Consider the following 21,399-nt stretch of genomic DNA (forward strand, 5'->3'; position numbering starts at 1 on the left):
TTTAATGAATAAAATCACTCAGCTTTTCAATATAAAATACCCAATCATTCAAGGCGGAATGATCTGGAATAGCGGTTACAAATTGGCTTCGGCTGTAAGCAATGCAGGAGGTTTAGGACTTATTGGAGCAGGTTCGATGTATCCAGAAGTTTTAAGAGAACACATTCAGAAATGTAAAAAAGCTACTGATAAACCTTTTGGAGTCAATATTCCGATGTTATATCCAAACATTGAAGAAATAATGAATATTGTGGTAGAAGAAGGCGTAAAAATTGTTTTTACTTCAGCTGGAAATCCGAAAACGTGGACTTCTTTTTTGAAAGAAAGAGGTGTTACCGTTGTTCACGTGGTTAGCAGCAGTGTTTTTGCGTTGAAAGCCCAAGATGCTGGCGTAGATGCAGTAGTAGCTGAAGGTTTTGAGGCAGGTGGACACAACGGACGCGAAGAAACCACTACTTTTACTTTGATTCCGATGGTAAAAGAAAAAATCAAGATTCCGCTGATTGCTGCTGGAGGAATTGCAACAGGAAGAGGAATGCTTGCTGCCATGATTTTAGGCGCAGATGGTGTTCAGGTTGGAAGCCGTTTTGCAGCATCTGTAGAATCGTCTTCGCACAATAATTTCAAGGAAACAATAGTTAATACTTTGGAAGGTGGCACTCAATTGACTCTGAAAGAATTAGCGCCTGTTCGATTGATAAAGAATAAATTTTATCAGGACGTTCAGGATTTGTATCAAAAATGCCCATCTAAAGAAGAATTGGTTCAGCTTTTAGGAAGAGCAAGAGCCAAAAGAGGAATGTTTGAAGGAGATTTGGAAGAGGGAGAATTAGAAATCGGTCAAGTAGCAGGTCTGATTCACGAAATTTTACCCGTTGAAGAAATTATTCAACAAATGATAGCCGAATTTGAAACCGCATCCAAAGAAAAGACTACATTTGAGTTTTAATTGACTGCAAGAAATATTTTATGAATTCCATACGCCCCTACATATTGTTATTGTTTTTGATTTTTGGATTGCAACAGATTCAAAGTCAGTCCTATCATTTTAAAACATCCGGATTTAGCGTCTTAGAAAAAAATGAAAGAGGAAAGTGGGGAGAATGGTCCAATCTCGATCTGGTAAATCTTTCGGTGGTTTTAGATACCAATAAACATAGAATTGTAGTCTATTCTCAAGAAATCCAGCTTTATAATATTTTAGATTATATCGAAAGAGAAGAAAACGATACCGACATTGTGTATTCTTTTATGTGTAAAGACAATGATGGTAGAGAATGTAAATTATCAATCATAACCCGAAAAAAGCAGGATTATAGAAAACAGCTTTACATCAATTACGACGATCATATTATTGTTTATAATATTATTACGGTGTAAAAGTTTCTGAGATTCTAAGATGCTAAGTTTCTAAGTTTTTTTAGGATTTAGATAAAATAATAAACCCGACAGGTTTTTAAACCTGTCGGGTTTGCTATAAATCTTAGCATCTCAGCATCTTAGCATCTTAGAATCTATAAAGACTCCACATCTTTAATAAACTCATCATATTCTAAATAGAACATTTCTAGAGCGTGCATATTTTCGTTGAAAAAATCAAAAATAGCATCCCAAGTATTTTTATTGCTGAAACCAACGCCAGTTTTTTCAACCCAGATTCTGCTGATGGTTTTGCCGCTTTCAAGAGTATAATTTTTTTCGAAAACCAAATCTTTGATAAATTCTTCTTCCAGAATATTTTTTAAAGCTTCTAGTTTTTCAAAATAGGCAATGCGTTTTTCATCGCTTCGCTGTTCAATGTCGATTAAGACCTGAGCCTTTTTATTGTCAACATAAAATTTAAAAGAGAAGTCTTTAATTTTTGTATCATAAAGCACCCATTTGCGAGGATATTTTTCGGCGAAAGCTACCCAAAATTCTCTTTTTATTCTTTGCGATTCTTCTCTGCTGTACATTTTTTTAGGCTTTAAGATTAGAAAACTTGTGGTACTGCGTTTTCTGGAGTATATTTATGTTTTATTTGAAAGTACAAAAATAAGCTTTGATTATGAATTTTCAAGACTTTTTGAAATATGTTCCCAATATAATTCCAGCAGAATTACCAGCAGTGACATCACACTTAAAAATGGCTCCCAAAGAACGTGTAGAGGGATTAAAAAATCTTGATATTAATGCATTAAACGCCAGAATGGCGGGTGTAATGATGCTGTTTTATCCCAAACAGGGAAAAACGCATCTGGTTTTGATTGTTAGAAATGCTTATGACGGAGTTCATTCCGCTCAGATTGCGTTTCCAGGCGGGAAATACGAAAAGGAAGATTTAAATTTTGAAACTACAGCTCTTAGAGAAACCCATGAAGAGGTTGGGATTACAGGCGATAAAATAAATATCATTAAACATTTCTCACCAATGTATATTCCCCCAAGTAACTTTCTGGTGCATCCGTTTTTAGGGATTGCCAAAGAAGAGCTTTCTTTTTATCCTGATATAAGAGAAGTTGCCGGAATTATCGAACTGCCTTTATCTGTTTTTTTAAATGATGATATTATTATAGAAGCCAGATTATCAACTTCTTACGGGACAAATATTTTAGTTCCTGCTTTCAATATTCAGAATCATGTTGTTTGGGGTGCCACAGCAATGATTTTGAGTGAATTGCGAGATGTTTTAAAAGAAGCCATGGTAAAATAAATTTGATAAACTTTATTTAACGATTTGATATTCATTTAAATACTTCTTAATTCGAGAAATTGTTTTATACTGTTGCTAAAAGAATAATTTTTGTATGTTTGCGACCTAACAAAAAAATAAGATAGATTAGTTATGGGATTGTTTAAACGAAATCCTTTTGGGCATATATTATTCATCAAGAAATGGTTGATCCGAGTTCTAGGTGCCATGACTCATAAGAGATATAGAGGTTTTAATGAATTGCAGATTGAAGGATCTGAAATTATTAAGACGCTTCCAGATACTAATGTTTTATTTATTTCGAACCACCAGACTTATTTTGCTGACGTTGTGGCGATGTTTCATGTCTTTAATGCCAGTTTATCTGGACGTCAAGACACGATTAAGAACATTGGTTATTTGTGGCAACCAAAAATGAATATTTATTATGTGGCAGCCAAAGAAACGATGCAAGCTGGATTATTGCCGAGAATTCTAGCTTATGTTGGTGCGATTACAGTAGAACGAACTTGGCGTTCTAAAGGAGTTGACGTGACCGAAAAAAGAGAAGTGAATCCGAATGATACTGAAAACATCAGAATTGCGCTTGAAGATGGTTGGGTTATTACTTTCCCGCAAGGAACGACAAAATCATTTAAACCAGTTCGTAAAGGAACCGCTCATATTATCAAACAGCACAAACCAATCGTTATTCCAATTGTAATTGATGGTTTCCGAAGATCATTCGATAAGAAAGGACTTCGAATGAAGAAAAAAGGAATCCTTCAATCTTTCATAATCAAAGAACCTCTTGATATTGATTATGAAAATGATACCATTGAACAAATCGTAGAAAAAGTAGAATACGCTATCGAACAGCACCCTTCGTTTTTAAAAGTTATTCCAGCTGAAGAAATTAAAGCGCAAGAAGAACTGAATAAAATGAGACAATGGGATTACTAGGAATTTTAGATTTCTGAGTTTAGATTTTAGATTTTCCCTTCGACTTCGCTCAGGTTGGCATATGATTTACTTCTTTTGCAGTGTTTAAGTTATAAGTTGGAAAATTTTGTCTCTTAAAGAAAAACTCAGAACCTTAGCACCTCAGAACCTTAGCACCTTTATTTAAAAATCAATCTTCTTCAACTCCTTATAATTTGCATATAATCTGCGTAAAAGTGTTCCGTAAATAATTCTGTAGAAACACCAGAACAATCCAAAAAAGCCTAATATTACTAGGAATAATATACCGATTGTAACAAACATCGCTTTTCCGTTCATGGCTAATTTCTCTCTAAGAAATTCCATGTCTGGATTGTATACAAAAGCGATAAAAAAGCTCAAAATTGCGGTAATTACAATCATTCCGAGATTATACCAAACATAATATTGAACCGTTTTTCGGGTTCTTAAAATAGCGGTCATTAATGATTTTGTGGCTATTGTGGTCGAAATTGTTTTATAATTTTTATAGAAAATGTAAACAAAAATCAGTACGACAACATAATTAAAGTACGTTAGAAACTCTAAAGCAGTTACGATTTCAGGATGATTCATTTTGTGCAATACGTCATCTGTATTGATGAATAAATTTGAAAATGTCCAAAACGAAATCTCCAAAATACTGATAATCAAAATCCATTTCACAATGGAAGATGACTTTCTGTGAATCATCTTATAGATTTCGTTTTCAGAAATTTGTTGAAAAGAATCAGAGTTCTTTTGCCAATCTTTTTTTAATAAATCCAGTTCTTTCATAATAATTTTTAAGGATTTAGTATTTTTTTAAGTTTCCCCTTAATTCTGTTCATTTTCACGCGCGCATTCACTTCGCTGATTCCTAAGGTTTCAGCTATTTCTTGATAATCTTTGTCTTCTAAATACATAAAAACTAATGCCTTTTCAATGTCATTCAATTGATAAACTGCTTTGTACATCAGTTTAATCTGTTCTTCTTCTTCATAATTGTAGTCAACATCTTTTACAAAATGCTGATGGTTTTCATAATCTACGGTCGAAATAGTTCTTTTGGTTTTTCGGTATAAGGTAATTGCTGTGTTTAAGGCAACACGATACGTCCAGGTCGAAAATTTACTGTCGCCTCTAAATTTTGGATAAGCTTTCCAAAGCTGAATAGTGATCTCTTGAAACAGGTCTTTATGAGCGTCTTCGCCAGCAGTATATAATCTACAAATCTTGTGGATTATATTCTGATTTGCCTGCAGCTGCGCAACAAATGACTGTTCTAGATTTTCGCTCATAATGTATTAGTAGTTATGAAATCATTTTTGTTACAGTTGAATTTATTTTTTTCGTCCAGATTGAAAAGATTCAATGATTTCTATTTTTAGGCGAAATGATTAAAGAGAGTAGAAATCATTTTTAATCTGTGACAAAGAAATTATAATTCTCTTGTTTTGTAATAATTAATCATCAGATCAATAAACCTGCTGTAGCTTTCCATACCATCTTTCTGGTTATTTGATTTCAGGAAATTATCGTATAAAAAATGAAAACCTTTGTCTATAAAAGTGTCGTATTTTTTCCAGAAATCTTGGCTTTCCTGATAGTTTTTTAAAATTCCAGTATTTACTTGCTTCTTTAATATTTCAAAAATTTTCTCGTTTTTAAATTTCCAGATTCCAAGGCAATAACGCAAAGCAAAACTGTATCCTGAATATTGAAAATACAGATTATCGTTTTTCACAGATGCCAAAACGCCAATAAAATTACATTCGTTTTCACTCGCAAAACCTATCTGATGCGCCATTTCGTGAGAAGATGTAAGAGGGAAAGAATACATTGGAAGTAAATTATTTACTTGTGCCTCGTTTGTAAACGGATTAAGATAACCTCCAAATCCCATATAAGTTAAGGGAAGGCTAAACAATGATTTTTTAATGCTTAAAGTCTCGTACTTGAAATACGAATGTTCTCGAGCAAGATTATCATATCCGTTTATATTCATTTTAAAAACCTCTTCCTGAGAATAAGGAAACTGAATTTTTTCGTTTTTGTCTTTTGTGATTTTAAACTGAATTTCATTGGTTTTTATAATTAGTTTTTTGGTAAAGGCCAGTAAATCAGCATCACTATATTCTCTTTTGATATTCATTTTTTGAGAAAGGGGCTCACGATAATAATTGAAAGCCCAAAGCACATGAAATAAAAAGTAGTAAATAGAAATTTTGCCTGCTATTTTTAAAAGATGATCTTTCCAGTCTGTTTTCCATGTTTTTCTGATTCTCCAAAACCAACTGATCATAGTAATGATTAAAAGGCCATAAAAAAAATCGCCAACTGAAAATGGAATTTTGCCTAAAAGCATTCTTGAAAAATGCGAAATCCTGATGTATAAATTTTTGCTGTAAAAACCTTCCACAAAATCTGGAAAGAAAACAAGTATTTTATAAAAAATAATTTGAACTATAAGAAATAAAGGTAAAATGTATTTTGATTTCACAGCATAATTTTTAGATACGTAAATATAAATACAATTATTTATAACTAAAAAAGAATAGTATTTGTGGGTTTTGATTTTAAAGCTGATAATTAGTGCTAATTCGAGAAATTTGTGGCAAAAAAAGCAATTAAACTTTGTAACTTTGAAGCTCTTAATTGTTAAACATCAAACAAAATATAATGAGTCAAGAAGTAAGAAATCTGGAACCAAAAGCACTTTGGAACAAATTTGCAGATTTAAATGCTGTCCCGCGTCCATCGAAGAAAGAAGAGCGTGTAATTGAGTTTATGAAAAACTTTGGAAATAGTTTAGGTCTAGAAACTTTCGAAGATGAAATAAGAAATGTAATCATCAGAAAACCGGCAACTCCAGGAATGGAAAACCGCAAACCAATCGTTATGCAAGGGCATTTAGATATGGTACACCAAAAAAATGCTGATACAGTTTTTGATTTTGATACACAAGGAATCGATATGTATGTTGACGGTGACTGGGTTCGTGCGCGTGGCACCACACTTGGGGCTGACAATGGATTAGGAGTAGCAACTATCATGGCGGTTTTGGAAAGCAAAGATATTCCGCATCCAGCAATAGAAGCATTATTTACTGTTGACGAAGAAACAGGAATGACTGGAGCGTTAAATTTAAAAGGAGGAATTCTTCAAGGTCAGATTTTACTAAATCTGGATACCGAAGAAGATGATGAAATTGATATTGGATGTGCTGGAGGAATTGATGTAACAGCAACAAGAATGTATCACGAAGAAGAAGTTCCAGAAGGTTCTGTTGGGTATACCATTACAGTGAAAGGTTTGAATGGTGGGCATTCAGGAATGGATATTCATAAAGGTTTAGGAAATGCAAATAAAATCATGAATCGTCTATTATTTGACGCATTTGAAAACTTTGGTTTGCAGATTGCTGAAATTAACGGAGGAAGTCTTAGAAATGCAATTCCAAGAGAAAGTGTTGCGAAAGTAATTATTTCTCAAATGTTTGATGAAGCTTACGTTTACGATATGCAGGAAATTATTTCTGATATTAAAGCTGAATATAAAACAACAGAGCCGAACTTGACTATTGAAATAGTAAAAGGTGATTTGCCTGAAAAGGTAATGGACTTAGGAGTTCAAGAAGGAATTATCAGAGCGATTTATGCGGCTCAAAATGGAGTTTACAAAATGAGCGCTGATATGGCTGACTTAGTTGAAACTTCAAACAATATTGCTCGTGTTGTTATTAAAGATGGAGAAATCTTAGTAGGCTGTTTAACGCGTTCTTCTGTTGAATCTTCAAAATTTGATTTGGCTAATTCGTTACGTTCTGCTTTTGAATTGGTTGGATGCGAGGTAGAACTTACTGGTTCTTATCCAGGATGGACTCCAAATGTAAACTCTGAAATTTTAGAAGTTTTAAAAGATATTTACGAAAAACAAAATGGCGAACAGCCAAAAGTTGTAGCTTGCCACGCTGGTTTGGAATGCGGAATTTTAGGAACAAATTATCCTGATATGGATATGATTTCTTTTGGTCCAACTATTCATGGAGCGCACTCTCCAGATGAAAGAGCAAGTATTTCTTCTGCACAGAAATATTGGAAATTTGTATTGGAAATCCTTTCTAATATTCCCGTTAAATAATAGTTTTCGGTCGCAGTCTCAGTATTCAGTTTGGTAAGAACTGGAAACTGAGACTGAAAACTTAGACAAAAAAAATCCCCAATTGAAAAATTGGGGATTTTTTTATAGTAAAATATTAATTTCTTTTCAAAACTTTATACTGTTCGTAACAAGCGCTAATTGCATCCATAATCTGAAGATCATTTGCGGTTTGTATAAAAGAATCAGAATAGTTACAGCGGTGCATAATTTCAGGAATTTCATCCTTGCTTACTCCTAATAGGACAGCGACTGTTTCGCGATCATATTTGGACTCCAAGAGCGTTCGTACGGTATCGTCTTTTTTCATCTCTTTAAGCTTCTTGAGCTCTTTACCATTTTTTCCGAAGAAATTATAGAGCATATCGGCGGGATTAAAAATCGATCCTAGAACTTTCCCAAAAGCATTTGGAGCATATTCACCAGCTTCGTAACCTTGCGTAAGTCCAGAAATGCTGTAACGATAGTTTTCTTTTGTTGGAATTAATTTAGAATCAATTTCAAGATATCCTGTTAGAGAGAAAGGAGCAATGACAACTTCTTCCAGAGCAATTGCTTTTTCAGTAAGCTGAATTCTCGTTACTTTATTTTTTATCCAGTCATTTGTGACTCTAATTCTTAATGATTGAAATCCTAGAATAGAAAAATGTAGTGTATCATTGACTTGCACGTCAATTTCAAAATACCCTTTTTCGTCAGATTTTGCACCACGTACTTTGTTGGTGTTAATGATGTTTACGCCGGCAAGAGGCTGTTTGCTATCATCATTAATAACATAACCTGAAACTCTTTGAGGAACTGTCGGCTGTTGCTGTGTATCTTGCGCAAAACCAATGCTAGCGAAAAGTGTAAAAAAGAAAATTGCGAAATATTTCATATCCTGATTTAAAGCTCTAAAAGTAGTAAATAGGGATTAAATATCTCGCAGTCTTGGAATTTAATTATAAGAAAATTAACAAAGGCAGTAGTGTTGCTTTTTTTAGGCTAAATAAAAAAGGGTAGTGAAGGTTATGGTTAGGTTGCAGAAGTGATTTGCAAAAAATAAAATTTTTGGCAAAAAAAATCCCAAGTTCCAAGTAATATGGAATTTGGGATTTTGTATTTAAAGAAATTGAATTATTAATCTCTTCTTGATCTTCTTGGTCTTGAACTATCTCCAAAGTTTTCAGAACGTCTTGGAGCTCTTTCTGAACCACCCTCACTTCTTGGAGCAGAGCTTCTAAAACCGCCTTCTCTTCTTGAAGATGAGTTTCTGTCGCTTCTGAAACCTCCATCACGTGAACCTCCATCTCTAGAAGAACTTCTGTCACTTCTAAAACCGCCTTCACGTCTTGGAGCGAAGTTTCCTTCTCTTCTACCAGAATCACGTCTTCCGCCACGGTTGTTATGATCGCGTCTTCCGCCACCATCATTTTTAGAAATCTCAACATTGATACGACGACCTTCTAATTGAACGTTGTTTAAAACATCCATTACTTTGTCTGTATGCTGTGGATCAGTGTTAAAGAAAGAGAAACCTTCTTTTACATCTACTTTAAAGATATCGTCACGACCTAAATCTAATGTTTCTTTCAAGTAATCTTTTAAAGACATCCAGTCAAAGTTGTCTCTAGAACCGATGTTTACGAAATAACGAACTGCTCCATTATTGCTGAATTCTCTTGGTTCAGAATCGCCTCTTTCACGTCTCTCACCAGAAGATTGAACAGAAATATCTCTATTCTTTTTGTAGTAAGTGATGAAACGGTTAAATTCTACTGAAACCATTTTCTTAATCAGCTCTTCTTTAGATAAATCTTCAAGAACGTTGTTGATTGCTGGTAAATAGTTGTCAATTTCGTGATCAACCTCAGTATCTTTAATTTTGTTAGCTAAGTGCAATAACTGAATTTCACAGATTTCAATTCCAGATGGAATAGTTTTTTCAACAAACTTTTGTTTGATGATTCTCTCAATAGTTGAGATTTTACGTAACTCGCTTTTTGTAACAATTACAATAGAAGTACCTAATTTTCCAGCTCTACCCGTACGTCCAGAACGGTGGTTGTAAGTTTCAATCTCGTCAGGCAATTGGTAGTTAACAACGTGAGTTACGTTATCAACGTCAATACCACGTGCAGCAACGTCAGTAGCAACAAGCATCTGAATTTGTCTTCCACGGAACGATTTCATTACACCATCACGTTGCGCTTGAGATAAATCTCCGTGTAACGCAGCGGCGCTATAACCATCTTCAATTAATTTCTCTGCAATAGCTTGCGTGTCTCTTTTTGTACGACAGAAAACTACAGAGAAAATGTCTGGATTAGCATCAGCTAAACGTTTTAAAGCTTCATAACGGTCACGAGCATTTACTAAATAAAATTCGTGAGATACTGTTGATGAACCTGAATTTTTTGTACCTACAGTAATTTCTAATGGATCGCTCATGAATTGTTTTGCAATTCTAGCCACCTCTTGCGGCATAGTTGCAGAGAACAACCATGTGCTTTTTTCATCTGGAGTATCTGATAAAATAGATACGATATCATCATAGAACCCCATGTTTAACATTTCGTCAGCCTCATCCAAAACACAGTAATCTATGTTTTTAATGTTTACTAGACCTCTGTTAATCATGTCTTGCATTCTTCCTGGAGTTGCCACAATGATTTGTGCACCTCTCTTTATTTCTCTTGCTTGCTCTGTTATACTAGCTCCTCCGTAAACTGCTACCACATTAATACCTTTTTCGTATTTTGAGTAGTTTTTAAGTTCGTTAGTAATCTGTAAACATAACTCGCGTGTTGGCGATAAAACTAATGCTTGTGTATTTCTGTTGTCGGCATCAATTTTTTGAATTAGCGGAAAACCGAAAGCTGCCGTTTTCCCTGTCCCTGTTTGAGCCAACGCAACCATATCCGTGTCTTTTTCCAATAATAGGGGAATCGCCTTTTCCTGTACCTCTGACGGATTTTCAAATCCTAGATCTAAAATCGCCTTCAGTAACGATTCATTCAATCCTAATTGTTCAAATTTATTCATATGTGTTTTAAAATAGGGTGCAAAATTACTGTTAATTATTCAGATAAACTAATGCAATTTTAAGAATTATGTATTTGTTAAGAATTGATTATCAAAAAGTTACAGTTTTATTAAAATTATTTTTTGCATATAATGGCTAAAAGAGCCAAAAAATACGTCGCGAAATGTAAAATTTGGCCTTTAAAATGTTGTATTTTAAACAATTATTTTGTGGTGCTCAGAAAATCAATGAGTTGCTTAACGGCTTTTCCGCGGTGACCTATAGTATTTTTGGTAGCTAAAGGCAATTCGGCAAAGGTTTCATTAAAATTTTCTGGTTTAAAAATAGGATCGTAGCCAAAACCATTTGTTCCTGTTTTTGTTTGTGTAATTTCTCCTTTTGCAATTCCGGTAAACAAATATTGTTTTCCTTTTAAGTTTAAAGTAATAACGGTCTTGAACTGGGCGCTGCGATTTTCCTTATTTTTTAAAGCCTCCAAAAGCTTGTTCATGTTATCATCTGCATTTTTTTGCTCTCCCGCATATCGTGCAGAATAAACTCCAGGTTCGCCATTTAAAGCGTTTACTTCTAGACCTGTATCATCTGCAAAACAATCGTAACCATATTTTTGAGTTACATAATCGGCTTTTAAAATGGCATTTCCTTCTATGGTGTCAGCTGTTTCAGGAATGTCTTCAAAACAATTAATATCTTCTAAACTTAATATTTTAATGCTTTCCGGAAGCATACTTTGAATTTCTGCAATTTTATTTTTGTTGTTTGATGCGAAAACGAGATTCATTGTTATAGTATTTTAAAAATGATTTTTCAATAATAAAGGTAAGTGAAATTCCAAACGTATAAGCAAGAAGATCCGACCATAAAAATCCTTGACCTAAAACATACCTCCCCAAAAGCGTTTTTCTAAGATCAATAATCCATTTGGCTTGATAAAGCTGTAAAAACTCAATGCAATAACAAATAAAAAGAGAAAGTAGTATTACAAACCAAAACTTTTTTGACGGGAAGAAAATTCTAACTAAAAAGTAAATCATTACAGCGTAAAGAAAATCACCAATCCATAAAGGAATAAAAGGAATTTTTCTTGAAAGTATTCCGAAAACAATTATGCTTAGGAAGATTAGGAAATAGTTAATTCTTGTTTTGTTCAAGTTGAGAATGGGTTTTGGTTAAAGCAAATTTAGGCTAAATTTTTAAAAGAAATTAAGCCTCGTTTGTCATTCCGAAGAACGAGGAATCGCACTCGCAGATCGACAAAGATTGGCGAATTACTTTGCGGAATTTCTCGTGTGATTCCTCGTTCTTCGGAATGACAAACTAAATCTCATGTCTTAAAATAGTGTATCAATAATCCATTTTTAGGTAACAAAAAATACAAAACCTGAATAGCGTCACTTTATTTTATAAATTTATCAGTTAATTAATTATCTATCAAAATAACCACATGAAGGCAAAATTTTTTACCCTGATTGCAGCTTTATTTCTATTAGGAAATCAAGGCTATTCTCAAAAAGACAATTCGTTTAATATTAAAAAGCAATTGGATTATTGCGCAGAACAAGCTTCTAAAACTTTAAAAGTGATTCCGAATGACGGAACTTCTCCTAGAACAGTTCCAAATGGAAGCAATGAATGGAAGTTTGTGGGGTATAAAGATTGGACTAGCGGATTCTGGCCTGGAGAATTGTGGTTTTTGTATGAAGCGACTAAAGATAAAAAATGGGAAAAAGAAGCCGATAAATTCAGTCGCTTTTTAACGCCGCTTTCTAACAGCAAAGCAGGCGATCATGATTTGGGTTTTCAGGTTTTTAATAGTTTTGGAAACGGATACAGGTTGACTAAAAATCCAGAATACAAAAAGATTATTTTAAGAACTGCAGATACATTAGCGACGCTTTTTAATCCGAAAGTGGGAACGATACAATCTTGGCCTCATAATAAAATGGGCGGTCACAATACTATTATTGATAATATGATGAATTTGGAGCTTTTGTTTTGGGCATCTAAAAATGGAGGAAACAAAAAACTTTACGATATTGCTGTAAAACATGCCGAAACCACAATGGCAAATCATTTTAGACCGGATAATACTTCGTATCACGTTATTATTTACGATTATGAAACAGGAAAAAAGATAAAAGGAAGAACTGCTCAAGGATATAGCGATGATAGTATGTGGGCGCGCGGTCAGGCTTGGGCTATTTATGGTTTCACAATGACGTATAGAGAAACAAAAGACGTTAAGTTTCTAGATTTTGCTCATAAATTAGCGCGTGTTTATTTGGATAAATTAACTACAGAAGATTTAGTTCCGTATTGGGATTTTAATGCTCCAAATATTCCTAATGAACCTCGTGATGCTTCTGCGGCAGCTATTGTTTCGTCTGCACTTTTAGAATTAAGCTCGTACACAAAAGACAAAAATTTAAAAGCGGAATATTTAGCAAAAGCTAAAAAGATGATTGTCTCACTTTCTAATAATTATCAGAGCCACGATGTAAATTCAGCATTTTTATTGCATTCAACAGGTCATAAACCTGCAAATAGTGAAATAGATTGTTCTATAAATTACGCAGATTATTACTATCTTGAGGCATTATTAAGACTTCAAAAATTAAAATAAAAAAATTATGCTAAAGAAAATAAGCCAGATTGCCTTTGCAATAATGATGGTATTGATGCTTGTAAGCTGTAAAAATACCAAGCAGAAACTTCAAGAGTATGTTGTTACCTATAATAAAACTATTGCCCCGAGTTTTAGAGCCGATAATGTAACGCTTACCACAGCAAGAGGTTATATTAACGATGATAAAATAGAATTGCGATTTGAGACTGATTTAGAGCAAAATGAAGCTAATAAATCGGCATCTGTTATTTCTTTTCCAAAATTGATAAAAGTAATGATCGATAAGGACGAAATTCCGAGACAATTGATTGAGGAAGGAGTAAAGTTTGACGTTTATTTTCTGGCAGACGACAACACAGTTTTAGACAAAGAAACTTTAACAGGTGAATCACTTAAAGATTTTCTGAAATAATATTTTTGCACAAAACATATCATTTTGATTCTTACATATTAAAAGTCTCTTTAAAATTTATTTAAAGAGACTTTTTTGTATTTAAGGCTAAAAGTTAAGTGTAAACGAAACGTTTTTATTCTTACAAATAATTCGTTTTTAAGAATATAATTGGTTTGTTTTCAAATATTTGTGTGTGCTTTTTTTGTAATTGAATATTGTTTTTATGTTATGAATTAATTATGTTTGAGTTAAAAAATAACTATTAAACCAAAAAATTATGAAAAAAATTACCCAAATCGCATTTATGCTTGCTTTCGCATTATTTTTAGTCAGCTGTAAAAATACAAAGCAGAAAATACAAGACCATGTAAGCAATTACAATAATTCTGTCTCTATAAAAGGAAGCGGAATTACGAGTACATCAGCAAAAGCTTTTCTAAATGATAATAAAATTGAAATTAGAATTGAAACCAATTTAGAAGAAAACGATGCCAATAAACTAGCTTACAAAGAATCTTTTCCAGACTTATTGAAAGAGATGATCAAGAACGATCAGATTTCTTCTTCTCTTATTGCCGAAGGGGTAAAGTTCGATGTATACTTCTTGGCTTATAATAATGCTATTTTAGCACAGGAATTGGTAGATCAGGATGAATTGGCAGTTTTAGAAGGAACAGCCAAATCAAAAGAAACAGCAAAATTGTAATTAAAATAGATTTTAACAAAAAGCCTCTTTAGTAGTTTCTAAAGAGGCTTCTCTGTTTATGAGAATTGAGTAACGTTTTTCAAGTTATCAGGGAAATAAAGTTCTGATAAGTTAGTGAACTCATCTCCACGCATAAAAATGTTGATATCAACATCTGCAAACGATGTTTTTCCAGCGGCAGCCAAAAGTTCATTAGCGGCATGCAAAGTATTTTTATGAAAGTGGTACACTCTTTCAGATTTATCTGTTACAACCAAACCTTTCATAAGCATCTTGTTTTGTGTTGCTACCCCAGTCGGACATTCGTTATTATGGCAGCGTAATGCTTGAATGCAGCCAAGAGAAAACATAAATCCTCTCGCGCTGTTGCACATATCTGCTCCAAGAGCAATGGCATGCAAAATAGAATATCCAGAAATGATTTTTCCGCTTCCAATAATTCGCATTTTATCGCGAATGCCTAAACGCACTAAAGTTTTGTTTACAAAAATCAGCGCCGGCTCAAAAGGCATTCCGACACCATCAGCAAATTCAAGCGGAGCAGCTCCAGTTCCACCTTCGGCTCCGTCAACGGTGATGAAATCAGGGTAGGTATCTTCATTGATCATTTCCTGACAAATCGCTTCAAACTCAGCTGTATTTCCAATGCATAATTTAAATCCGATAGGTTTGCCATTAGACAGGTCTCGCAATTGCTTAATAAATCGTATTAAGCCTTTTGAATCAGAAAAAGCATGGTGTCCGGGAGGAGAAAGAATCATTGTATGTGGCACCACACCTCTAATTTTAGCAATCTGCTCTGTATTTTTTTTCGCAGGAAGAACACCTCCATGACCAGGCTTTGCTCCTTGAGAAAGTTTGATTTCAATCATTTTTACATTTGGCAGGTTTGCTTTTGCAGAGAAATTTTCGGGACTGAAATTTCCTTCGGCATCGCGACATCCAAAATACCCTGTACCAATTTGCCACGTAATGTCTCCACCGCCTTCAAGATGAAATTCGGTTAATCCGCCTTCTCCTGTGTTTTGATAGAAGTTTCCTTTTTTTGCTCCAATATTAATGGCGCGAACCGCATGTTCGCTCAATGAACCAAAACTCATTGCTGAAACATTAAATAAAGAAGCAGAATAAGGCTGTTTGCAATCTTTTCCGCCAACAAGCACACGAGGCAGTTCTTCGTTTACTTTTGCTGGGAAAATAGAATGTTTGATTCCTTCGTAATTTTCTGTATTCAGGTTTAGCTGTGTTCCAAACGGAGTGCTCGAATCAATATTTTTGGCTCTTTGGTATACTAAAGAACGTTGGTTTCTTGAAAAAGGTTTTCCGTCTGTAGATCTTTCAATGAAATACTGCTGAATCTCAGGCGCAATCATTTCAAATAAGTACCTGAAATAGCCTAAGACAGGAAAGTTTCTTAAAATAGCATGTTTTTCTTGAGATGCGTTGTAAATTCCCACAATTAGCAAAATCGGAAGAATAATTACGAGTAAATAGCCTCGTCCGGTGTAATAATAAATTGCGGCAACAATTATAAACAATAAGAATCCGTAAATAAAGAATTTTTTTCTCATGTTTTTAAAAAATTAATAGGTAATAAATGCGATAATTAGTTGAATCTTAAACGGACATAGACGTGTTTGATTCCTTTTTTGTCCGACTCTCTTTCGTCAATTTCCAAAATATCGGTAAGCGATTTAAGCATAGGAGTAAGTTTAGAATAACCATAATTACGAGGGTCAAATTCAGGTTTTTTCTTCACGATCAGATTGCCGACATCTCCTAAGAATGCCCATCCATCATCGTCTTCAATATCCTCAATCGTAGATTCAATCAATTCGATTGTTTGTTTGTCAACTTTATGAAGCGCTTTTTCAGCAGGCTTTTCGACGATTTTCTTAGTATCTGCAGCGACTACCTCTTTTGGTTTTTTCTTTTGAGTTGCGCCGTCCAAAACTTCAATATAAATAAAACGATCGCAGGCTACAATAAACGAATTTGGCGTTTTCTTTTCTCCAATTCCAATTACTTTCATGCCCGATTCACGAAGTCTTACGGCAAGTCGTGTAAAATCGCTGTCGCTAGAAACGATGCAAAAGCCATCTAATTTTCCAGAATAAAGCAAATCCATTGCGTCAATAATCAAAGCAGAATCTGACGAATTTTTTCCAACTGTGTAGCTATATTGCTGAATAGGAGTGATAGCATGTTCCAATAAAACGCCTTTCCAGCCATTCGCATTAGGTTTGGTCCAATCGGCATAAATCCTTTTCGTGGTTGGCGTTCCTAGTTTTGCAATTTCTTCCATCATACCTTTTACATTGCTATAAGGCACATTGTCTGCATCAATAAGAACTGCCAGTTTTAAATCTTTTGAATTGCTTAAAGGCATTTGTTAAATATTTAAGTTTTAATACTCTCAAAGTTAAAATTAAAATTGGTTTTTATAAGAATTGAATGGTGAATATGTGTTGTTATTAGTACTAATTAGTTTCATTATAAATAATTTTCTGTCCTTTTACAATTAATTAAGGATAAATTTGTCTTTTATATAAAACCTGTATATCTTTGTTGAGAATTAATTAAGGATGTATGTTTTCAAAAGCGTGTGAATATGGAATAAGAGCTTCAATATTTATTGCAACCAAATCTTCTAAAGGAATAAGAGTTGGAATAAAAGATGTTGCGAAAGAAATTGATTCGCCAGAACCATTTACAGCCAAAATTATGCAGATTTTGACCAAAAATGGCATTATTCATTCAGCAAAAGGAGTAGGTGGCGGATTTGAAGTTTCGCCAGAAGCATCAAAATCTGTAAAATTAATTCAGATTGTAGACGCTATTGATGGAAATAAAATATATAGCGGTTGTGGAATAGGGTTAAAAGAATGCTCAGAAGAACATCCTTGTCCAGTTCATCACGAATTCAAGAAAATACGAGGTTTGCTTTTAGAAATGTTGACTAAAACAACCTTAGAACAGCTTGCTTCAGATGTGAAATCGGGAGATTTCTTTTTGAAAACATTAAACATAAACGAATAACATTAATAAATTATCATAAAAATGAATACGAAAACCAAAATTTCAGTATTAATCCTAATGGGATTTTTAGCGGTTACTTCTTGCGGAAAAAAAGAAACAGCTCCAGCGGAGTCGACAGAAACAACTGAAGCTTCTGCTGAAGGTGAACAAGCTCCGACAGTTGCTCCAGCAGAAGAAAATGTTTTAGTTATTGAAGGGAATGACCAAATGCAGTTTAATACAAACGAATTGAAAGCTGTCGCAGGGAAACCAATCAAATTGACTTTGAAACACGTTGGTAAAATTCCGAAAGAAGCAATGGGACACAATTTAGTGATTTTACAAGAAGGAACAGACCAAGCAGCTTTTGCTTTAAAAGCGAATGATGCCAAAGCAACTGATTATATTCCGGAATCTGAAAAAGCTTCAATCATTGCACACACTAAATTAATTGGTGGCGGAGAAGAAGATACAATCGAGTTTACAATTGATAAAAAAGGATCATACCCATTTATTTGTTCTTTCCCTGGACACGTAGCTATGATGAAAGGCGTATTAATTGTTGAGTAAATAATTTAAAGCTCCAAATGCTGTAACTGGCTTTGGAGTTTTTTTAAAAACTAATAAAGGACAAAAATATCTTTTATTAAATAAATAGAATAATGGAAAGAGAAAAAAAACTATGGCTGGTTTTCGCATTGGTAATGAGTGTTTCATTTGCAGTGTTGGGTTATTATGGTTACGAGATTTATCAGCAGGCACCGCCCGTTCCAAAAGAAATTGTAACCGATTCTGGAAAGGTTGTTTTTAACGAAAGCGAAATTAAAGAAGGACAAAATATCTGGCAAAGTATAGGTGGCCAGGAAGTGGGATCTATCTGGGGGCACGGTGCTTATGTGGCTCCAGACTGGACCGCAGATTGGCTCCATAGAGAAGCTGTTTTTATATTGGATATTTATGCCAAAAAAGACTTTAATAAAAAATATGAAGAATTGGATGCTGAAAAACAATCGGCTTTAAAGATCCGACTTCAGAAAGATTTAAGAACCAATCGTTACAATGCTGACACTGGTGTGCTTACCATTTCTGAAAATCGTGTGGCTGCGATTGAGCATTTAAGCGAATATTATAAAGGTCTTTTTACGAATGATCCTCAATTTGATAAGTTGAGAGAAGAATATGCAATTCCGAAAAACTCTATTACAGATGTAGAAAGAATGCATAAAATGAATGCTTTTTTCTTCTGGGCAACTTGGGCAACGGTTACCAATCGTCCTGACGGAGATATTTCGTATACGCACAACTGGCCATCAGATGAATTGGTTGGGAATAAAGCAACAACAGAACTTTTAGCTTGGTCTGGAGTAAGTATTATTTTATTGATTTTGAGTGTTGGAATCTTAGTTTTCTATCATGCAAAATCTGGTGAAGAACAAGAATTTCCGCTTCCAAAAGAAGATCCGCTTATTAAACAAGGCAAAACAAAATCTATGGGATTGGTAACCAAATATTTTTGGATAGTAAGCTTGCTGATGGTTTTACAAATGGTTTTCGGAATTATTACTGCGCATTATGGAGTAGAAGGGCATGGTTTATACGGAATTCCGATTGATAAAATCTTGCCGTATGCCGTAACCCGTACATGGCACACACAATTGGCCATTTTCTGGATTGCAACAGCTTGGCTAGCAACAGGATTATATATTGCGCCAGCAGTTTCTGGTAAAGATCCTAAATTTCAATGTTTTGGAATCAACTTCTTGTTTATTGCTCTTTTAATTATTGTTTTAGGTTCAATGGCTGGACAATGGTTTGGCGTAATGCAGAAATTAAATTTAGTTCAAAATTTCTGGTTTGGACACCAAGGTTACGAATATGTTGATTTAGGCCGTTTCTGGCAGATTTTCCTTTTAGTTGGACTGTTTTTGTGGCTGGCTCTAATGATTCGTCCTTTGCTTCCTGTTTTGAAGAAAAAAACAGAAGAGAAAAACCTAATCATTTTGTTCCTAGTTTCTTGTACTGCAATTGCCATGTTCTATGGAGCAGGATTAATGTGGGGAAGACAAACCAACTTAGCCATTGCAGAATATTGGAGATGGTGGGTAGTTCACCTTTGGGTTGAAGGTTTCTTTGAAGTATTTGCTACAGTTGTAATTGCGTTTTTGTTTGTTCGTTTAGGCTTATTAAAAACGAAAACGGCAACTTTAAATGTACTTTTTGCAACCATTATTTTCATGTCTGGAGGAATTTTAGGAACATTCCATCACTTGTATTTCTCAGGAACGCCAACAGCAATTATGGCTTTAGGAGCAACATTTAGTGCGCTAGAAGTTGTGCCTTTAACTTTAATCGGTTTTGAAGCATATCAAAACTATAAAATCTCAAAATCAACACAATGGATTGCCGATTACAAATGGCCGATTTATTTTATGATTTCTGTAGCATTTTGGAATTTCCTTGGTGCTGGAATCTTCGGATTCATTATTAATCCGCCAATTGCATTGTATTATGTTCAAGGTTTAAACACAACACCTTTACACGGACACACAGCATTGTTTGGAGTGTATGGAATGTTAGGAATTGGTCTGGTATTATTTGTATTGAGAAGTTTATACCGAAATGTGAGCTGGAATACCAAACTGCTTAAAATCACTTTCTGGTCTTTAAATATTGGTCTTTTTCTAATGGCTATTTTGAGCTTATTACCAATTGGAGTTTGGCAGGCAATTGAAAGCATTAATCACGGTATGTGGTATGCTCGTTCATCAGAATTAATGCAGCAGCCAACGATGATTACTTTAAAATGGCTTCGTGCAATTGGAGATTCAATTTTCGGAATCGGGTTCATAACAATGGCTTGGTTTGTATTTGAACTGACATTAAAAAACAAAAAGTAAAACACAAAAATATAAATTGATTATTATGGAAAATTTAAAAAACAAAACAATAGGATCGTTTGTAGCTGAGGATTTTAGAACAGCCGCAGTTTTTTCAAAATATAGAATAGATTTTTGCTGTAAAGGAAACCGAACAGTTGCTGAAGTTTGTGAGAAACAAAATATAGATGCCGATGATTTATTACAAAATGTGCTGCAAGTTGTACAATCGGAAAATAGCGAGAGCATTGATTTTAACTCATGGCCATTAGATTTATTGGCAGATTATATTGAGAAAACGCATCACCGCTATGTGGAAGAAAAAATGAATGTTTTACTTCCTTTTTTAGATAAATTATGCAAAGTTCACGGAGCAAATCACCCAGAATTATTTAAAATAAACGAATTGTTTATTGGTTGTGCAGGTGAATTATCTCAGCACATGAAAAAAGAAGAATTAATTTTATTTCCATTTGTAAAAAGAATGGTGAAAACCAAAGAATCTGACGGGATTTTATCTCAGCCTTCTTTCGGAACAGTTTCGAATCCAATTGCAATGATGATGCATGAACATGATAATGAAGGCGAGCGCTTTAGAGAAATTGCTGAATTGACAAATAATTACACTCCGCCAGCAGATGCTTGCACGACTTACAGAGTAACTTTTGCGATGCTGAAAGAGTTTGAAGCAGATTTGCACAAACACATTCATTTGGAAAATAATATTTTATTTCCAAAAGCGGTGACTTTAGAAAAAGACTTTGTAGAAGTAGAATAAAGGTTGATTTTAATAATGGAAAAGCACCGATAAAATATCTAAACAATGATAGTTATCGGTGTTTTTATTTTAAGAAAACTTATATTTAATGGATTGAACTCAAGATTAAACACATAGAAACATAGATTTTTGATTTTGAAGCTTTTCGACAACGTTTGTTATTTCGAGGAACGAGAAATCTTCG

The 21,399-nt window shown here is 34.1% G+C and carries 22 protein-coding genes; 12 read left to right on the plus strand and 10 right to left on the minus strand.

Features of this window, described 5'->3' with window-relative positions; genetic code table 11:
• The first annotated feature begins 4 nt into the window (after positions 1 to 4).
• Positions 5 to 949 carry a nitronate monooxygenase family protein gene (locus GR162_RS12050; RefSeq protein WP_160782371.1) on the plus strand — a complete coding sequence of 315 codons (945 nt, stop codon included), beginning with the start codon at positions 5 to 7 and terminating at the stop codon, positions 947 to 949.
• A 20-nt stretch (positions 950 to 969) separates the two neighbouring features.
• Positions 970 to 1,380 carry a hypothetical protein gene (locus tag GR162_RS12055; RefSeq protein ID WP_160782372.1) on the plus strand — a complete coding sequence of 137 codons (411 nt, stop codon included), beginning with the start codon at positions 970 to 972 and terminating at the stop codon, positions 1,378 to 1,380.
• Positions 1,381 to 1,514: 134 nt separating this feature from the next.
• On the opposite strand, the gene GR162_RS12060 is transcribed toward GR162_RS12055, so the two are convergent.
• Complete coding sequence (locus tag GR162_RS12060) at positions 1,515 to 1,955, minus strand: DUF4268 domain-containing protein (protein WP_160782373.1); 441 nt, start codon at positions 1,953 to 1,955, stop codon at positions 1,515 to 1,517.
• Between the two features lie 92 nt (positions 1,956 to 2,047).
• Here GR162_RS12060 and GR162_RS12065 point away from each other — a divergent pair, with 92 nt between their 5' ends.
• Positions 2,048 to 2,692 carry a CoA pyrophosphatase gene (locus GR162_RS12065; RefSeq protein ID WP_160782374.1) on the plus strand — a complete coding sequence of 215 codons (645 nt, stop codon included), beginning with the start codon at positions 2,048 to 2,050 and terminating at the stop codon, positions 2,690 to 2,692.
• Between the two features lie 132 nt (positions 2,693 to 2,824).
• Positions 2,825 to 3,634 (plus strand): 1-acyl-sn-glycerol-3-phosphate acyltransferase, encoded by an 810-nt coding sequence (locus tag GR162_RS12070; RefSeq protein ID WP_008462498.1) that lies wholly within the window; start codon positions 2,825 to 2,827, stop codon positions 3,632 to 3,634.
• 162 nt (positions 3,635 to 3,796) lie between these two features.
• On the opposite strand, the gene GR162_RS12075 is transcribed toward GR162_RS12070, so the two are convergent.
• The 3 genes from GR162_RS12075 to GR162_RS12085 all read right to left on the minus strand — a co-directional run bounded on the left by GR162_RS12075 (position 3,797) and on the right by GR162_RS12085 (position 6,134).
• Positions 3,797 to 4,429, minus strand: a complete 633-nt coding sequence (locus tag GR162_RS12075; protein WP_160782375.1) for a hypothetical protein — start codon at positions 4,427 to 4,429, stop codon at positions 3,797 to 3,799.
• Positions 4,430 to 4,437: 8 nt separating this feature from the next.
• Positions 4,438 to 4,932, minus strand: a complete 495-nt coding sequence (locus GR162_RS12080; protein WP_008462500.1) for an RNA polymerase sigma factor — start codon at positions 4,930 to 4,932, stop codon at positions 4,438 to 4,440.
• Between the two features lie 140 nt (positions 4,933 to 5,072).
• Positions 5,073 to 6,134: a DUF3810 domain-containing protein gene (locus GR162_RS12085; protein WP_160782376.1), complete on the minus strand. Its 1,062-nt coding sequence runs from the start codon at positions 6,132 to 6,134 to the stop codon at positions 5,073 to 5,075.
• A 179-nt stretch (positions 6,135 to 6,313) separates the two neighbouring features.
• On the opposite strand from GR162_RS12085, the gene GR162_RS12090 reads away from it, so the two are divergent.
• Entirely contained in the window at positions 6,314 to 7,774 is a 1,461-nt protein-coding gene (locus GR162_RS12090; protein WP_160782377.1) for an aminoacyl-histidine dipeptidase, read from the plus strand.
• Between the two features lie 115 nt (positions 7,775 to 7,889).
• Here GR162_RS12090 and GR162_RS12095 read toward each other — a convergent pair whose 3' ends face one another.
• From GR162_RS12095 to GR162_RS12110, 4 genes are all read right to left on the minus strand, one after another.
• Entirely contained in the window at positions 7,890 to 8,669 is a 780-nt protein-coding gene (locus GR162_RS12095; RefSeq protein ID WP_008462503.1) for a carboxypeptidase-like regulatory domain-containing protein, read from the minus strand.
• Between the two features lie 242 nt (positions 8,670 to 8,911).
• Positions 8,912 to 10,816 carry a DEAD/DEAH box helicase gene (locus GR162_RS12100; protein ID WP_160782378.1) on the minus strand — a complete coding sequence of 635 codons (1,905 nt, stop codon included), beginning with the start codon at positions 10,814 to 10,816 and terminating at the stop codon, positions 8,912 to 8,914.
• 203 nt (positions 10,817 to 11,019) lie between these two features.
• Positions 11,020 to 11,598 carry a non-canonical purine NTP diphosphatase gene (locus GR162_RS12105; RefSeq protein ID WP_160782379.1) on the minus strand — a complete coding sequence of 193 codons (579 nt, stop codon included), beginning with the start codon at positions 11,596 to 11,598 and terminating at the stop codon, positions 11,020 to 11,022.
• Positions 11,564 to 11,968, minus strand: a complete 405-nt coding sequence (locus GR162_RS12110; protein WP_160782380.1) for a DUF2809 domain-containing protein — start codon at positions 11,966 to 11,968, stop codon at positions 11,564 to 11,566. Before GR162_RS12110 ends, GR162_RS12105 begins: the two co-directional genes overlap by 35 nt.
• A gap of 293 nt (positions 11,969 to 12,261) precedes the next feature.
• Here GR162_RS12110 and GR162_RS12115 point away from each other — a divergent pair, with 293 nt between their 5' ends.
• The 3 genes from GR162_RS12115 (at position 12,262) to GR162_RS12125 (ending at position 14,543) form a co-directional block, all read left to right on the plus strand.
• A complete protein-coding gene (locus GR162_RS12115; protein ID WP_160782381.1) occupies positions 12,262 to 13,440 on the plus strand; it encodes a glycoside hydrolase family 88 protein in 1,179 nt (392 codons plus the stop codon).
• Positions 13,441 to 13,447: 7 nt separating this feature from the next.
• Positions 13,448 to 13,855 carry a hypothetical protein gene (locus tag GR162_RS12120; protein WP_160782382.1) on the plus strand — a complete coding sequence of 136 codons (408 nt, stop codon included), beginning with the start codon at positions 13,448 to 13,450 and terminating at the stop codon, positions 13,853 to 13,855.
• A 259-nt stretch (positions 13,856 to 14,114) separates the two neighbouring features.
• Positions 14,115 to 14,543 (plus strand): hypothetical protein, encoded by a 429-nt coding sequence (locus GR162_RS12125; protein ID WP_160782383.1) that lies wholly within the window; start codon positions 14,115 to 14,117, stop codon positions 14,541 to 14,543.
• 56 nt (positions 14,544 to 14,599) lie between these two features.
• Here GR162_RS12125 and GR162_RS12130 read toward each other — a convergent pair whose 3' ends face one another.
• Positions 14,600 to 16,114: an FMN-binding glutamate synthase family protein gene (locus tag GR162_RS12130; RefSeq protein ID WP_160782384.1), complete on the minus strand. Its 1,515-nt coding sequence runs from the start codon at positions 16,112 to 16,114 to the stop codon at positions 14,600 to 14,602.
• A gap of 35 nt (positions 16,115 to 16,149) precedes the next feature.
• A complete protein-coding gene (locus GR162_RS12135; protein ID WP_008462511.1) occupies positions 16,150 to 16,932 on the minus strand; it encodes an NYN domain-containing protein in 783 nt (260 codons plus the stop codon).
• A 200-nt stretch (positions 16,933 to 17,132) separates the two neighbouring features.
• On the opposite strand from GR162_RS12135, the gene GR162_RS12140 reads away from it, so the two are divergent.
• From GR162_RS12140 to ric, 4 genes are all read left to right on the plus strand, one after another.
• The gene (locus tag GR162_RS12140) at positions 17,133 to 17,582 is read left to right on the plus strand and encodes an Rrf2 family transcriptional regulator (protein WP_066032278.1); all 450 of its coding nucleotides are present in this window, start codon (positions 17,133 to 17,135) and stop codon (positions 17,580 to 17,582) included.
• A gap of 21 nt (positions 17,583 to 17,603) precedes the next feature.
• On the plus strand, positions 17,604 to 18,131 hold the full coding sequence (azu, locus tag GR162_RS12145; protein WP_160782385.1) for an azurin: 528 nt from the start codon (positions 17,604 to 17,606) through the stop codon (positions 18,129 to 18,131).
• Positions 18,132 to 18,223: 92 nt separating this feature from the next.
• Positions 18,224 to 20,458, plus strand: coding sequence for a nitric-oxide reductase large subunit (locus GR162_RS12150; RefSeq protein ID WP_202393937.1), 2,235 nt, complete (start codon positions 18,224 to 18,226; stop codon positions 20,456 to 20,458).
• Between the two features lie 25 nt (positions 20,459 to 20,483).
• On the plus strand, positions 20,484 to 21,215 hold the full coding sequence (gene ric / locus GR162_RS12155; protein WP_160782386.1) for an iron-sulfur cluster repair di-iron protein: 732 nt from the start codon (positions 20,484 to 20,486) through the stop codon (positions 21,213 to 21,215).
• Positions 21,216 to 21,399 lie beyond the last annotated feature (184 nt).

The organism is Flavobacterium sp. HBTb2-11-1, from assembly GCF_009826975.1.
In the GTDB taxonomy this organism is placed as follows: Bacteria; Bacteroidota; Bacteroidia; order Flavobacteriales; family Flavobacteriaceae; genus Flavobacterium.